Here is a 13,669-nt window from a genome sequence, read left to right on the forward strand (position 1 = left end):
CGTGGGGATCAGCGTTCGGCGGGGAGCCGCAAGGTGCGTGCGGTGTCGAGGTAGATGCCGCGCTGGCTGCTGCGCGCGGGCGGTGGCAGCTGCGAGACGAGCTGCTCGAGGGAGGTGGTCGCGCCGATGACCGGCATCCCGGCGACGATGAAGTCGGCCACCGCGCGGCGAATGTGGTTGGGGGAGGTCACCACAATGGCGCTGGTCGCGCCCGCGTCCCTCAGCAGCTGCGCGCCGAACAGCGCATTCTGCACGGTCGACCCGGCGCGGTGGTCGGCCACGATGCGGCCGGCGGGAATGCCGTGCCCGATCAGCCAGCCCTGCATGGCCGCCGCCTCGGTGATCCCGTTCTGCGGATTGCCGCCGGTCACCAGAATCGGCGACAGGGGCGAGGCGATCGCCTGCAGCCAGGCCGCCTGCATCCGGTTCACCAGCTCGGGCCGCATGGACCCGTCGGGGAGCAGGCCGTAGCCGAGCACCGCGATGCCGGTCTGCGGTCCCGCGATCGCCGGAATCGGATTGGGCAGCGTGCCCACCGCGGCGCCGATGGCCCGGAACAGCGTCCGGGTGCCGTCCGCGAGCTGTCCGTCGATGCCGTTGAGGCGGTTCAGCGCCACCTCGCGGGTGATGATGTCCCCGGTGTAGTCCGACCAGATCGCCTGCAGCGCCAGCGCCTCCGCGTCATCGGGTGATTCACTGAGCAATTGGCGCAGGTCGGCCAGCCCGGCCGCCTCATTGCCGGCGGTGAAATTGTCCTGCGCGGAGTTGTACAGCGCTGCGGGGTTCGCGTGCGCGGCGCCGCTGCCGAGGATGGTGAGGACGGCGGCCGCCGCCGCGAGCAGGATGGGAAAACGCCTGGCGATCTGCACTGCTGTCGACCTTTCGGAGGTGTCACGCATTGCTGTTTGCTGGCTATCCATGGAATTAGCTGGCTATTGGCTCTTGTCGAATGGAGACACGATACGACTGTCCACCCTGGTTGTCGGGTATTTGCCGAACTGATTTCGCCGTTTTGCCGGAATCCACAGTGGGAACGCGCGCGAAGCGTGCCGCGTCACGTGTCGTCCCCGGAACGCGTCGCACGCCCGGCCACCGGCGTGCGCGGGGAGGGCGCGGCCGGGACTCGGGATAAGCTGTGCACCCGTGGATACGACTTCGCTCATCGGCAAGGAACTCGCCGCCGCCATCAACGCCGACACCAAGCAGCGCGCCGCCGCCCTCACCGAGCAGGGCGCCGCCCCCCGCCTGGCCCTCGTGATCCCGAACGACGACCCGGCCAGCGCCTGGTACGTGAAGTCCCTCAACCGTGCCGCCGAGCGCAATGGAATCGCTTGCGAGAACGTCGATCTCGGTGTCGACGCCACCGCCGAGCAGATCCGCGCCAAGCTCACCGAGCTGTCGCAGGACCCGTCGGTGGACGCCATCATGCTGCAGACCCCGCTGCCCAAGGGTGTCGGTCTCGACGACGTCAGCTCCGCCATCGCCTCCGAGAAGGATGTGGACGGCGTCAGCCCGCTTTCACTGGGCCTGCTCGCCGCGGGTCTGCCCGGCTTCCCGCCCGCCACCTCCGAGGCGGTCGTGGAACTGGCCAAGTTCCACCAGATCCCGCTCGCCGGTCGGCATGTCGCGGTCGTCGGCCGCTCCAATGTGGTCGGCAAGCCCCTGCTTCAGCTGCTGCTCGCCGAGAACGCGACCGTCACCATCGCCCACTCCCGCACCACCGACCTGCCCGCGGTGACCTCGGCCGCCGACGTGGTCGTCGCCGCGGTCGGCCGCGCGGGCCTCATCACCGCCGACCACGTTCGCGAGGGCGCGGTCGTCATCGATGTCGGCACGAACGAGGACGAGAACGGCAACATCACCGGCGACGTGAACGGCGCCTCGGTCACCGGCAAGGCCGCCGCCCTGAGCCCCGTCCCCGGCGGCGTCGGCCCCGTCACCACCGCACTCCTCATGCGCCACGTGGTCCAGGCCGCCGAGAGCGGTCGCTGACAACAGCGAATCAGGGAGCTCTCAGCGTGGGGAATCGTCCGATTCCCCGTGCCGGGAGCTCCCTGATCTTGTCCTGACCGGTACCGGTCACCAGTGCGTGGTGACGGGGTCGCCGACGGAGACGTTGTCGAAGTACCACTCCGCGTCGGCGGGGGCGAGGTTGATGCAGCCGTGGCTGACGTTCGAGTTGCCCTGGGAATCCACGGACCAGGGTGCGGAGTGGACGTAGACGCCACCCCAGGTCAGGCGCTCGGCGAACTCGCCGGTGAGCAGGTAGCCCTCCGGATCGTTGAGCGGGATGCCGATGGTCCGGGAGTCGAAGGTGACCGAGCGCTCACGGGACAGCACCGGGAAGGTTCCGACCGGCGTTTCGCGCCCCGGCTTACCCATCGACGCGGGCATGGTGTGGGCGACGCCGTCCACCCAGACCGTGAACGTGTGCGCCGACATGTCCGCATCGGCGGTGGTGCCGCCATTGGTCTGGAACTTGGTCTGCTCGCGTCCAGCGAGGACCGTGATCGGCGAGCGGGATGGCAGGAAGTTCTCGGGTTGCCACATCAGTTGCCGGTCGTCGATCCAGGTGAAGTGGCCGGCGAGGGAGTCCTGCGCGCGGACGTCGACGGAGCGTTCGGCGGCGGCGCGATCGGTGACCGCGTCGGCGAACTGGACGGTCACGGGGGCGGCGATGCCCACCACCTGACCTGAGGCCGGCGTAATGGCTTGGACGGCTGGGAGATTGGGCGTTTCGAGGGCCGCACCCGCGGCTCCGGTTCCGAACGCGGCCGCCGCGGCGACGAAGCTTGCGACGAACAGGGAGCGAATCGGTTTCCGCATTCTTCCATCCCTTCGAGAGGGTGTGGGGCAGGGTTTCTCAGACTATGACTTGGTCATCAGTCCCATCTGGAAATGTACCCGGTTCGTAACCATTGTCCCGGCGTGGGGGTTATGCGAAGTTCGTATCACCAGGTAGAGAGTCGGAAAATGACTGTGCCCCGTTCCATAACGGAACGGGGCACAGTGCAGGCTAATTTGCGCGGTCAGCGGGTGATGGCCGCGACCACATCGTTGTGCAGGGCATCGGCGCGGGCGATGACCTCCTCGATTTGCTTCAGCACCGGCGCGAACTCGGCGGCGGCCGTGCCGTCCAGCGATGTCACATTGATGGCGATGTTCAGCTGCGAGCTGGCCGCCGCGGACCGGGCGCAGTCGGCCGCCGCGCCGATGTCGGTCACCACGTTGGGGTTGCCGATGGGCAGCAGTTCCGTTGCCAGGGAGACGATTTCGTCGGCCTCGGCGACCACGGCGGCGGGCACCCGGGCAGCCTGCAGCAGCGCGGCGGTGATGGCCTCGCCGCGGGCGGCCTGCTCGGCCTCGGACTCCTTGGGCAGCTTGTAGGCGGCGCCGACTGCGGTGAAGGCGGCGGCGTCGGCGTCCGCCAGGGCCAGGGAGCGCTCGCGGGCCACGTCCGCGGCGGCGATGATGCGGTCGATGACCGGGCGATTCTCGGCATCCTTGGCCCGGGTGGTGTACCGCGCGACCATGGCGACCAGGGCCGCGCCCTGGGCCGCGTGCAGCGCCGCGACCGCGCCGCCGCCGGGGGCGGGCATCTTGGCGGCCAGTTCACCCAGGTACCCCCGCAGTGTCGAATCACCGAAGGTGGTGGTGTCCTGAGTCATGAGGGGTGGCCTCCCTTGGCAGTACGGCGAATTCAGGTGATTTCGCCGCCTACCGTACCGGTCGCGGGGCCGTGTGCGGCAACCCGCCCGCTGTCGGTGTGCCGACCGGTGAGTAAGGTCCCGGACATGCGTATCGGACTGTCGATCAATTACACCGACGGCTTCAAGGAGACCGCCGCAGAGGTCGCCGACCTCGAACGGGCGGGCCTCGACATCGTGTTCGTGCCCGAGGCGTATTCGTTCGACGCGGTGAGCGCGCTCGGATACCTGGCCGCGAAGACCGACCGGGTGCAGCTGGCCTCGGGCATCCTGCAGCTCTACACCCGCACGCCCACGCTGACCGCCATGACCGCGGCGGGCCTGGACTACGTCTCCGACGGCCGCTTCATCCTGGGCCTGGGCGCCTCGGGCCCGCAGGTCATCGAGGGCTTCCACGGCGTGAACTACGACGCGCCGATCGGCCGCACCCGCGAGGTGCTCGAGATCTGCCGCAAGGTCTGGAAGCGCGAACGCCTCGAGCACAGCGGCAAGTACTACAACATCCCGCTGCCCGAGGGGCAGGGCACCGGCCTGGGCAAGCCGCTCAAGCTCATCAATCACCCTGTGCGCGAGAACATTCCGGTGCTGCTGGCCGCGCTGGGCCCGAAGAACGTGGAGCTGGCCGCCGAGATCGCCGAGGGCTGGCAGCCCATCTTCTTCCTGCCCGAGAAGGCCGACCTGGTGTGGGGCGACTCGCTGAAAGCCGGTCTGGCCAAACGTGATCCGGCGCTGGGCGACCTCGAGGTGTTCGCCGGCCCCGCGCTGGCCATCGGCGACAATGTCGACAGCTGGCGCGACGGGGTCAAGCCGCACCTGGCCCTCTACATCGGCGGCATGGGCGCCAAGGGCAAGAACTTCTACCACGCGCTGGCCACCAAGTACGGCTACGGCGCCGAGGCCGACCGGATCCAGGAGCTGTACCTGGCGGGCCGCAAGGAAGAGGCCGCCAAGGTGGTTCCGGACGATCTGGTCCGCGACATCAACCTGATCGGTTCGGCCGGATTCGTGAAGGAGCGGATCGCGGCCTTCCGCGAGGCCGGTGTGACCGTGCTGAACGTGGTCCCGATGGCCGGCACCGCGGCCGAGCGCGTGAAGCTGATCGAGCAGCTGCGCGAGCTCCTCTGACCCAGCCGTGAACGCCGCGAAGCCGAGTCCGGAATGAACCGGACTCGGCTTCGTCGTTCACGGGCGGCCCGCGGCGGTGTGCGGGCAACACCCTCAGTGCAGCGCGCTGAGCGCTTCGTCCAGGGTGGAATGCAGCGAGAACACCTGGTCCAGGCTGGTCATCTTCAACTGGCGGCTGGTGGCGGGCCCGTCGGCCACCACCACGAGGCGGGTGCCCCCGGCGCGCTTGTGGACGCCCACCAGCACCGCCATGCCCGCGGAGGCCAGGAAGCCGACCGCGGACAGGTCGATCACCAGTGCGGCGGGCCGGCCCGCGAGGGCCGCGTCGATCGCGCTCTCGAGAGCGGGGGCGGTCGCCAGATCGACTTCGCCGGTCACGGTGAGCACGGTGGCCTCAGCGTGCGGGGTGACCGAGGTGGTCATCGTTTCGGCGAAGGGATAGCCGTCTCCGGAAGTATTGGTCACGTTTGTTAAATCTGCCATGATCCGTCCGTTCGTGCTGCATCGTCTACCACATCGGTACTGGTTCGGTAGCGGGCGTTATAGCGAAAACCGCAGCTACCGCACTCTTTCGGAGTTCTCCGAAACCGCCCGCCGAATTCGTGCCGGCGGGCCCAGATTCACATGCGCCCGGCCGCCGAAAATGAAACGGCCATTAGTCGCACCGACATCCGCACCCGGGTGCCCGGACCGGAATTGTCGATGTCGAGTTCATCGGTGAGCGCACGCATCATGGCGATACCGCGGCCCCGGTGACCGGGATCCGCGGGCAGCGGCCGCCACACACCGGTATCGGACACCTCGATGGTGAGGGTGTCCACGCCGCAGTCCGCGCTGAGCCGCACCCGGCCGGGCTCGCCGCCCAGGTACGCGTGCTCGATGCTGTTGCTGCAGGCCTCGTTCGCGGCCGCGACCAGATCGACCGCCGTGTCGTGCGGCACCGCGGCGGCGGTGAGCCAGGAACGCAGCGCGCGCCGGATGCCGGACAGCTCACGGGCTTCGGCGGGCACGTCCAGGCGCAGCGGACCGGGCGGCTGCCGGTAGACGACCATGGCCACATCGTCGTCGTAGCCGGCGGCCGGCCGCAGCCGCGACAGCACCGAATCGGCCACCTCGCGCGGCAATTGCCCGGCCACGCCCGACAATTCGTCGGCGAGTTCGACGAAGCGGTCATCGATGTCGACCCCGCGCTGCTCGACCAGGCCGTCGGTGAACAGGACCAGGGTGGAGCCCGGAGCCATGGCCGTCGTGGCCTCCGGGCGGCGCGGAATATCGAAGGTGGCCAACGGGACTGCGCGACCGCCCTCCAGCAGCCGGCCGCGCTTGGCGGGCTCGGCCAGCACCGGGGGCATGTGCCCGGCATTGGAGTAGCGGACCAGCCCGCGCACCGGGTCCAGGATGGCGGCGCACACGGTGGTGCACATGGCCCCCGGAATGCGGGAGGCCACCGTGTCCAGTTCGGCCAGCAGCTGAGCCGGGCCCGCGCCGCGCAGCAGCAGAGCCCGTGCGGCCGTGCGCAATTGGCCCATCACCACCGCCGCCGAGAGACCACGGCCGACGCAGTCGCCGACCACGACGCCGATGGTGCCGTCCTCGAGCCGCACCACGTCGTACCAGTCGCCGCCGATCTCCAGCGGGGGCAGGGCGGGCTCGTAGTGCACCGAGAAGCGCGGCGGCAGTTCGATCGGGCCGAGCATCGCGCGCTGCAGGGTGAGCGAGGTGGAACGGGCCTGGTCGAAGTTGCGCGCCCGCTGCACGGCCAGGCTCAGATGTCCGACCAGCAGCGAGAACAGGGCCCAGTCACCGGGTGTGATCACCCGCGGCGCGGCGAAGCGCAGCCACAGCGCCGAGTCGCCGCTCTCGCCCAGCGGCGCCACGATGCCCTCCGAACTCGCCGCCCCCTCGGGGATGGCGAACATGGTGCGGCCGGGCTGCAATCGGGCGCGGTCGAGCAGCGCGCGGGCCCGGGCGTCCAGGACGCGCCGGGATTCGCCGCCCTCGGCCGGCTCGGCCTCCCCACGTCGGCGGATGGGCTGGGTGTCGTGCGGGGCCAGGCCCGCGCCGGTATACGGATTGTCCTCGGAGACATACAGTTCCGGGCCGGTGTGATGGTTGGGCCAGACCGAGACCACCGCGGCCTCCGCGCCGATAGCGCGCCGCAGTTCCTCCAGGCCGACGGTGAGCACCTCGACCACGCTGGTGGCCGCGCCGACCGCCGTGGCCAGCCGGGAGACCGCCTGGTCACGGGCTTGGGCGTCGTGCTCGGCGGTGACGTCGCGCAGTGTGCCGACGAAGATCCGTTCCCCGTTCTCGGGTTTCACCAGCGAGGACGTCGATACCGCGAGCCACAGCTGCCGCCCGTCGCGGTGGCGGATGGGCATCACGAAGCGGGCCGCGTCGGTGCCCAGATCCGGGTAGCGCGGCGCCTCGGGCACGGTCCAGGGGTGGGGGAGCGGATACGGAATCCCGTCGGGCCCATAGCCGGTGAGCGCGCCGAACGCCGAGTTGACCTCGACCAGCGTGCCCTGGGCGTCGACGACGAAGAACCCGTCCTGCAGCGACTCCACCAGCGCCGTGCGGAAGGCGTCGCGGCCCGCGAGATCGTCGGCGCGCGAACGCTGTTGCTCGTAGCGCCTGGTCCCGTCCAGGAAGCCGCGGGTGGCGACGTCCAGCGCCGCCATGGTCTGCAGCAGGAACTCCAGCGCCGCCTCGGTGCGGTCGGTGCCGTCGGGCGTGGGCCCGAGGCCCTCGAGCTCGAGCAGCCGGAAGTGGTGCTCGGTGAGGTCGAGGATGCTCACGCCCTCCACCAGCGCCCGCCGCCCGAGCTCGTAGCCCTCGGCCAGGGTGTTCTGATTGGGGGCGCGCAGGTGCAGCCGGAGCGCGGCGGCGTACGCCTCGCGAAACGCGGCCAGTACCGTACTCACGCTCTGCTCCATGGACATGAGCGCAGGCCCTGCGTGGTCACGCAAGCTTCCGCCTCCGGGCCTCGACCGCTCATGCCGGGCTCTCGCTCATGGCTTCACACTCGGAATGGGTTGGGAGGGATGGGATTGCCCGCGATGGCGGGCCGCGAGCACGAGTGCGTCGTCGGTGTCCTTGGCGTGGCGGGCCAGGATCTCGGCGGTGATCTCCGCGGTCGGCTTGGACAGGTCGACGGTGTCGGAGAAGTGGCTGGTGATGCCGTCGGTGGACATGAGCAGCAGGTCGCCGGGGCGCACGGCCACGGTCTGCGGCTGCAGGTTCGGCGGCAGCAGGTAGCCGACGATGCCGCCCGAGAGCAGGGCCGTGGCGCGGATGGCCGGTTTGCCGGGAGCCGCTGCGACGATGCGGGATTCGACATTGCCGACGCCCAGCCAGTGCACGCGGTCGCGAGAGTCGAACAGCGCCAGCGAGACCGCCGCGCCGCGGGTGTCGGACATGGCGCGATGGCACAGCAGCAACAGCACATCCAGTGGCTCGGCGCGGTTCTCGGCCAGCACCTGCGCCGCCCGATCGGACGCGTCGGCCGCCGCCGCACCGTGGCCGAGACCATCCAGTACGGCGAAGAGCACCGAGCCCCCGCCCGCGTCGAGCACGACCGATCGGTCGCCCGAAACCCGTTGCCCGGGCAGTGCGCGACCGGCGACGGCCCATTCGACCGCGCCGATGAAACCGTCCTCACGCACCGGTGGGCACCCACTTCCACATTTCGACGAGGGTGCCGTGTCCCGGCCTGGAATTGATGACCATGCCGTCCATCAGTCGCTTGGCGCCCGGAAGACCCAGCCCCAGACCGCGTCCGGTCGAGAAGCCGTCCTCCATCGCGCGCGGAATGTCGGGAATGCCGGGCCCACTGTCCTTGGCCTGCACCACCATCGAGCGCCGGCCGTCCCGATCCTGCACGGCCAGCCGGATCTCCCCGGTGCCCGCGTAGCTCGTGATATTGCGCGCCACTTCGGAAATGGCGGTCGCGATCATGGTGCGATCGGAGAGCGAGAAGCCGAGTTTGGCAGCCAACTCCAGCCCCGCTTGCCGAGCGGTCACGATGTCGTTCGACACGTTCACCGCGATCACCACGTCGTCAGCGGCCACGATCACGACCGTCTCGTTGGCCTCGGCTCTTGATCTTCTTGTTGAGCCAGGACAGGCCCTCCTCGAGGTCCAGCGCGGTGTGCATGTCCTCGAACGTGAGCCCCAATTGCACCATGGCGAAAGCGACTTCGGGCTGTAGGCCCACGATGACCGTCTCCGCCCCCCGCAGCTTGGTCATGTGGGCGATGGTACGCAGCGATCTGGCGGCAAAGGAGTCCATTACGTCGATTGCGGTGACATCGACGATGATGCCCTGGGCTCGGTATCTGCTGACGTAGGTCATCAGATCGTCTTGCAGGCGTTCGGTATCCGCGTCGGTGAGCGCTGACTGCACCGACGCAATGAGATAGGTGCCTTGCTTCAGAATGGGTACCGGCATCTGACCCGCCCTGACTACCGTCCGTCGCGATCGGTGACGCGCGACACCTCGTAGCCGAGCAACCGCTCTGCCTCCTCGATGCCACCCTGGAGGTCACCGACGGCATTCATCTTCGACAGATCCAGGCCGATGGTCACCAGGGTAAGCGCGATCTCCGAGGACAGGCCGGTAATGATGACATTGGCGCCCATGAGGCCCGACGCGTCGACGGTCTGCACCAGGTGGTTGGCGACCGTGGAGTCGATCGCGGGCACACCGGTGATATCGATGACGACGACCTTGGCGCGGTTGGCGCGAATGGCGCGCAGCAGCTGCTCGGTGAGCTGACGCGCACGCTGCGAGTCCAGCACACCGATGATGGGGAGGATCAGCAGCTGCTCACGCACCTGGAGAACGGGCGTGGACAGCTCGCGAATCGCCTCCTGCTGCTGGCGGATGACGCGCTCGCGCTCCTGCACGAAGGACACGGCCACGGTGTTGGCGATGCGGTTGGCGGCCGGTTCGTAGGCGTCGAGCACCAGCTTCAGCAGCTCGAAGTCGGACTGGTACTTCTCGAAGAGACTGCGCGCCAGCACGTCTCGCAGCAGGAGCACGATGCCGACGACCTCGTCGGTCTCGACTCCTCTGGGGATGATGCGTTCGGACAGGTCGCGCGCGTAGGCCTGCAGCGCCTCGACGCTACCGGTCTCGAGCACCTCGACGTAGTTGTCGTAGACGGAGGTGGCCTCGGAGAAGATTTCCTCGGGCGTCATGGCGGTGAGCAGCTGGGCATCGGTGATGCGACGGGCCCACTCCTCGCGCAGTTCGGTGCGGTTCTGCCGCAGGTGCTCGACGAGCTGCGGAAGCAGGTTGTCGACGGAACCCGCGGGCAGCGAATCCGCCGAGAGACCGATGGACACGTCGGACATGAAAACTCCTGCCCCTTTCGCTAAGGCCAGGTCGGGTGCTCACTTCTACGACCGATAACCGGCCGTGTGCTCGGTGCCGACCGCCGTCGGAAGCCGGTGCCGAGCCTAGTCTTACCCAGTACCCGATGGGTGCCAAACCAAACGCTGGTGGGCTGGGAAATCGGGGTCAGGTGTGCTCGTCGCGGGTTTCCGGTCTGCGGTGATGGGCCAGCAGTGTGTCGTAGATATCTGCCAGCGCCGTGAGCTGGCCACGATCGAGCACATCCACCATGTGACGTCGCACACTCTCGACATGCGACGGTGCGGCGGAATCGAGCACCTGCGCGCCTTTTTCGGTGAGGACCGCGGCGGTGCGGCGGGCGTCGTCGGGAATGGATTCGCGGGCGACCAGGCCGCGCTTCTCCATCCGGGTGATCTGATGCGAGAGCCGACTCTGCGACCACTCCAGCACGGCCGCGAGTTCGGCGAAACTGCGCCGATGGTCCGGGGCGTCGGCGAGCCGGGCCAGCACGGTGTATTCCACGTAGGTCAGATTGGATTCGCGCAGGGAGTCCCGCCCGACCGCGGCGGCGATGAGGTCGCGGGTGAACACGAATCCCAGCCAGGCGCGCATCTCGACATCATCGAGCCAGCGGGGTTCGGTCACAGTTCCACTCCCGGGTTCCGTTGTCATGCTAAATCCTCCCCGCCGCCGACAAGCGCATCATGCACAGGTAACACCTGCCCGGTTGAAGGTGCAACATGTACCTGTTCGCGGCATCCTGTCGCGGATTGCGGTGTCCTCGACCACGACCCATGGTGCCCGTCGGCGCGTCGTGCACAGCATCGAACGCACTTGCAAACGAGCGAACATGGCCGGGCCTGGTCATCGGCGGGTACGCGTGGGTCGGTACAGTCACTCTGCTTGAACCGTCGGCTGACCAGCCCCCAGCCCTGCTCGAGGAGTCCGATTCGTGACCGCGCCTGATTTCCTGTACTCGGATCTGCTGCCCATCGGTAAAGACGAGACGCCGTACCGGCTGCTCACCACCGAGGGCGTGAGCACGTTCGAGGCGGGTGGGCGGACCTTCCTGCAGGTGGAGCCCGAGGTGCTGCGCATGCTCACCGCGGAGGCGATGCACGACATCAGCCACTACCTGCGGCCGGCGCATCTGGCGCAGCTGCGCAAGATCATCGACGACCCGGAGTCCAGCGGCAACGACCGGTTCGTGGCGCTGGATCTGCTCAAGAACGTCAATATCTCCGCGGGCGGCATCCTGCCCATGTGCCAGGACACCGGCACCGCCATCGTGATGGGCAAGAAGTCCGAGGGCGTGCTCACCGGAGCCGATGACGCGGAATGGATTTCGCGCGGTGTGTTCGACGCGTACACCAAGCTGAACCTGCGCTACTCGCAGCTCGCTCCGATCACCATGTGGGACGAGAAGAACACCGGCAACAACCTGCCCGCGCAGGTCGAGTTGTACTCCAACGCAGGCGATCCCGCGCACCCGTCCTACAAGTTCCTGTACATGGCCAAGGGCGGTGGCTCGGCCAACAAGTCGTTCCTCTACCAGGAGACCAAGGCGATCCTGAACCCGGATCGCATGCTGGAGTTCCTGGACGAGAAGATCCGCTCGCTCGGCACCGCGGCCTGCCCGCCGTACCACCTGGCGGTCGTCATCGGCGGCACCTCCGCCGAATTCGCCCTGAAGACGGCCAAGTACGCCTCGGCGCACTATCTGGACAACATGCCGACCGAGGGTTCGATGGCCGCGCACGGCTTCCGCGACCTCGAGCTGGAGGAGCAGGTCTTCAAGCTGACCCAGTCCTTCGGAATCGGTGCGCAGTTCGGCGGCAAGTACTTCTGCCACGACGTGCGCGTCATCCGCCTGCCGCGCCACGGCGCCTCCTGCCCGGTCGCCATCGCGGTGTCCTGCTCGGCCGACCGCCAGGCGCTGGCCAAGATCACCCCCGAGGGCGTGTTCCTCGAGCAGCTCGAACGTGAACCGGCGCAGTACCTTCCGGAGCAGACCGACGCCATCCTCGGCGGCGACGTCGTCGAGATCGACCTGAACCGGCCGATGTCGGAGATCCGTAACGAGCTGTCGAAGTACCCGGTGAAGACCCGGCTCTCGCTGACCGGCCCGCTGGTGGTGGCGCGCGACATCGCGCACGCCAAGATCAAGGAGCGCCTCGACGCGGGCGAGCCGATGCCGCAGTACATGCGCGACATGGCCGTCTACTACGCCGGTCCCGCCAAGACGCCCGACGGCTACGCCTCGGGTTCCTTCGGACCCACCACCGCCGGTCGCATGGACTCCTACGTCGACCAGTTCCAGGCGGCGGGCGGCTCGCACGTCATGCTGGCCAAGGGCAACCGCTCCGCGCAGGTCACCAAGGCGTGCAAGGAGCACGGCGGCTTCTACCTCGGGTCGATCGGCGGTCCCGCCGCGCGACTCGCGCTGGACTGCATCAAGTCCGTGGAGGTCCTCGAATACCCTGAGCTCGGCATGGAAGCCGTGTGGAAGATCGAGGTCGAGGACTTCCCCGCCTTCATCGTCGTCGACGACAAGGGCAACGACTTCTTCGCCGAGACCTCGAAGCCGATCGCCCTGCGTGTGCGCGAGCGGTCCAAGGAACGCGTCTGACGCGAGGAGGCATGCGAATGCGGAGGGCCCACCGGATCGAAACTCGGCACCACCCCGATCCGGTGCCTTCCGCCCGGCGTCGCGGCGGCCGCTACGCGGTCCTCGCGCTGGCCGCCGGGGCCGGAATGCTCTGCGGCGCACTGCCTCTCGCGCACGCCGCACCGGCGCCCGCCGTGCGCGGCGGTCCGATCGCCACCCCGGTCGCGAGCGAAACCGATGGCCTGGACCCGTGGCTGGCGCTGGCCTACAAATTCGCGCTCGCCGAAGCGCAGGGTCAGGGCGTACCGCTGTGGATCGTCTCCGGCTACCGCACCCCCGCCGAGCAGGAAGCCCTGTGGGAGGACGGAATTCGCACCTACGGCAGCCCCGACGCCGCGCGCCGCTGGGTGCTGCCGCCCAGCGAATCCACCCATGTCACAGGCCATGCCATCGACGTCGGGCCGCGTGAGGGCGCGGCCTGGCTGGAGGTGAACGGCAACCGCTGGGGCCTGTGCCGCATGTACGACAACGAATGGTGGCACTTCGAACTCGTCACCACCCCCGACGGCCCCTGCCCGGCCCGCCTCCCCGACGCCAGCGACCGCTGACCCCCTCGTCCGACGGGGCATAGGCGCGTCGGCACCGAGGGGTGGGGCCGATGCCCTCCCACCAGTTTTCGACTGTGCGACAACCAATTGCGTTGTGCCGGTGAATCATTGCGCACGATCCCGACACGCGCTAATGATCGGCGATCAAGTGGGTGAGTGCCATGCTGTCGTGCTGGCGCCCTGATGCCCCGGGCCGCCTCGGGTGCGGGACAGCGGGCAGAGCATCGTCCATGCGCCACCTGACAGCACTCCGTGCAGCGTG

At 68.6% G+C, this 13,669-nt stretch carries 14 protein-coding genes; 4 read left to right on the forward strand and 10 right to left on the reverse strand.

Going from position 1 to position 13,669, the window contains the following annotated elements:
• Window positions 1-8: 8 nt before the first annotated feature.
• On the reverse strand, window positions 9-869 hold the full coding sequence (locus tag ACFXIV_RS24815) for a YdcF family protein (protein WP_379421333.1): 861 nt from the start codon (window positions 867-869) through the stop codon (window positions 9-11).
• A gap of 274 nt (window positions 870-1,143) precedes the next feature.
• Here ACFXIV_RS24815 and ACFXIV_RS24820 point away from each other — a divergent pair, with 274 nt between their 5' ends.
• Window positions 1,144-1,992: a bifunctional 5,10-methylenetetrahydrofolate dehydrogenase/5,10-methenyltetrahydrofolate cyclohydrolase gene (locus ACFXIV_RS24820; protein ID WP_379400171.1), complete on the forward strand. Its 849-nt coding sequence runs from the start codon at window positions 1,144-1,146 to the stop codon at window positions 1,990-1,992.
• 87 nt (window positions 1,993-2,079) lie between these two features.
• Here the strand turns inward: ACFXIV_RS24820 and ACFXIV_RS24825 are convergent, their stop codons facing one another.
• Window positions 2,080-2,826, reverse strand: coding sequence for a L,D-transpeptidase family protein (locus ACFXIV_RS24825; RefSeq protein WP_379400170.1), 747 nt, complete (start codon window positions 2,824-2,826; stop codon window positions 2,080-2,082).
• Between the two features lie 203 nt (window positions 2,827-3,029).
• Window positions 3,030-3,668: a cyclodeaminase/cyclohydrolase family protein gene (locus ACFXIV_RS24830; protein ID WP_379400169.1), complete on the reverse strand. Its 639-nt coding sequence runs from the start codon at window positions 3,666-3,668 to the stop codon at window positions 3,030-3,032.
• A gap of 126 nt (window positions 3,669-3,794) precedes the next feature.
• Between ACFXIV_RS24830 and ACFXIV_RS24835 the strand changes: the two genes are divergently transcribed.
• Window positions 3,795-4,832 carry an LLM class F420-dependent oxidoreductase gene (locus ACFXIV_RS24835; RefSeq protein ID WP_354832004.1) on the forward strand — a complete coding sequence of 346 codons (1,038 nt, stop codon included), beginning with the start codon at window positions 3,795-3,797 and terminating at the stop codon, window positions 4,830-4,832.
• Window positions 4,833-4,925: 93 nt separating this feature from the next.
• Here the strand turns inward: ACFXIV_RS24835 and ACFXIV_RS24840 are convergent, their stop codons facing one another.
• The 7 genes from ACFXIV_RS24840 to ACFXIV_RS24870 all read right to left on the reverse strand — a co-directional run bounded on the left by ACFXIV_RS24840 (window position 4,926) and on the right by ACFXIV_RS24870 (window position 10,863).
• The gene (locus ACFXIV_RS24840; protein WP_379400242.1) at window positions 4,926-5,255 is read right to left on the reverse strand and encodes an STAS domain-containing protein; all 330 of its coding nucleotides are present in this window, start codon (window positions 5,253-5,255) and stop codon (window positions 4,926-4,928) included.
• A gap of 197 nt (window positions 5,256-5,452) precedes the next feature.
• Complete coding sequence (locus ACFXIV_RS24845; RefSeq protein WP_379400168.1) at window positions 5,453-7,756, reverse strand: SpoIIE family protein phosphatase; 2,304 nt, start codon at window positions 7,754-7,756, stop codon at window positions 5,453-5,455.
• An 87-nt stretch (window positions 7,757-7,843) separates the two neighbouring features.
• Window positions 7,844-8,497 carry a SpoIIE family protein phosphatase gene (locus ACFXIV_RS24850; protein ID WP_354832009.1) on the reverse strand — a complete coding sequence of 218 codons (654 nt, stop codon included), beginning with the start codon at window positions 8,495-8,497 and terminating at the stop codon, window positions 7,844-7,846.
• Window positions 8,490-8,903 carry an ATP-binding protein gene (locus ACFXIV_RS24855; protein WP_354833098.1) on the reverse strand — a complete coding sequence of 138 codons (414 nt, stop codon included), beginning with the start codon at window positions 8,901-8,903 and terminating at the stop codon, window positions 8,490-8,492. The genes ACFXIV_RS24850 and ACFXIV_RS24855 overlap by 8 nt, the downstream gene beginning before the upstream one ends.
• Window positions 8,893-9,282 carry an STAS domain-containing protein gene (locus ACFXIV_RS24860; RefSeq protein ID WP_379400167.1) on the reverse strand — a complete coding sequence of 130 codons (390 nt, stop codon included), beginning with the start codon at window positions 9,280-9,282 and terminating at the stop codon, window positions 8,893-8,895. The genes ACFXIV_RS24855 and ACFXIV_RS24860 overlap by 11 nt, the downstream gene beginning before the upstream one ends.
• A gap of 14 nt (window positions 9,283-9,296) precedes the next feature.
• Complete coding sequence (locus tag ACFXIV_RS24865) at window positions 9,297-10,190, reverse strand: STAS domain-containing protein (protein ID WP_354832015.1); 894 nt, start codon at window positions 10,188-10,190, stop codon at window positions 9,297-9,299.
• 166 nt (window positions 10,191-10,356) lie between these two features.
• Window positions 10,357-10,863 carry a MarR family winged helix-turn-helix transcriptional regulator gene (locus tag ACFXIV_RS24870; RefSeq protein WP_379400166.1) on the reverse strand — a complete coding sequence of 169 codons (507 nt, stop codon included), beginning with the start codon at window positions 10,861-10,863 and terminating at the stop codon, window positions 10,357-10,359.
• 280 nt (window positions 10,864-11,143) lie between these two features.
• Here ACFXIV_RS24870 and ACFXIV_RS24875 point away from each other — a divergent pair, with 280 nt between their 5' ends.
• Both ACFXIV_RS24875 and ACFXIV_RS24880 read left to right on the forward strand, forming a co-directional pair.
• Window positions 11,144-12,820: a fumarate hydratase gene (locus ACFXIV_RS24875; protein ID WP_379400165.1), complete on the forward strand. Its 1,677-nt coding sequence runs from the start codon at window positions 11,144-11,146 to the stop codon at window positions 12,818-12,820.
• Between the two features lie 125 nt (window positions 12,821-12,945).
• Complete coding sequence (locus tag ACFXIV_RS24880; protein ID WP_379400241.1) at window positions 12,946-13,407, forward strand: M15 family metallopeptidase; 462 nt, start codon at window positions 12,946-12,948, stop codon at window positions 13,405-13,407.
• Window positions 13,408-13,669: the final 262 nt, after the last annotated feature.

Source organism: Nocardia sp. NPDC059236, from assembly GCF_042754085.1.
In the GTDB taxonomy this organism is placed as follows: Bacteria; Actinomycetota; Actinomycetes; order Mycobacteriales; family Mycobacteriaceae; genus Nocardia.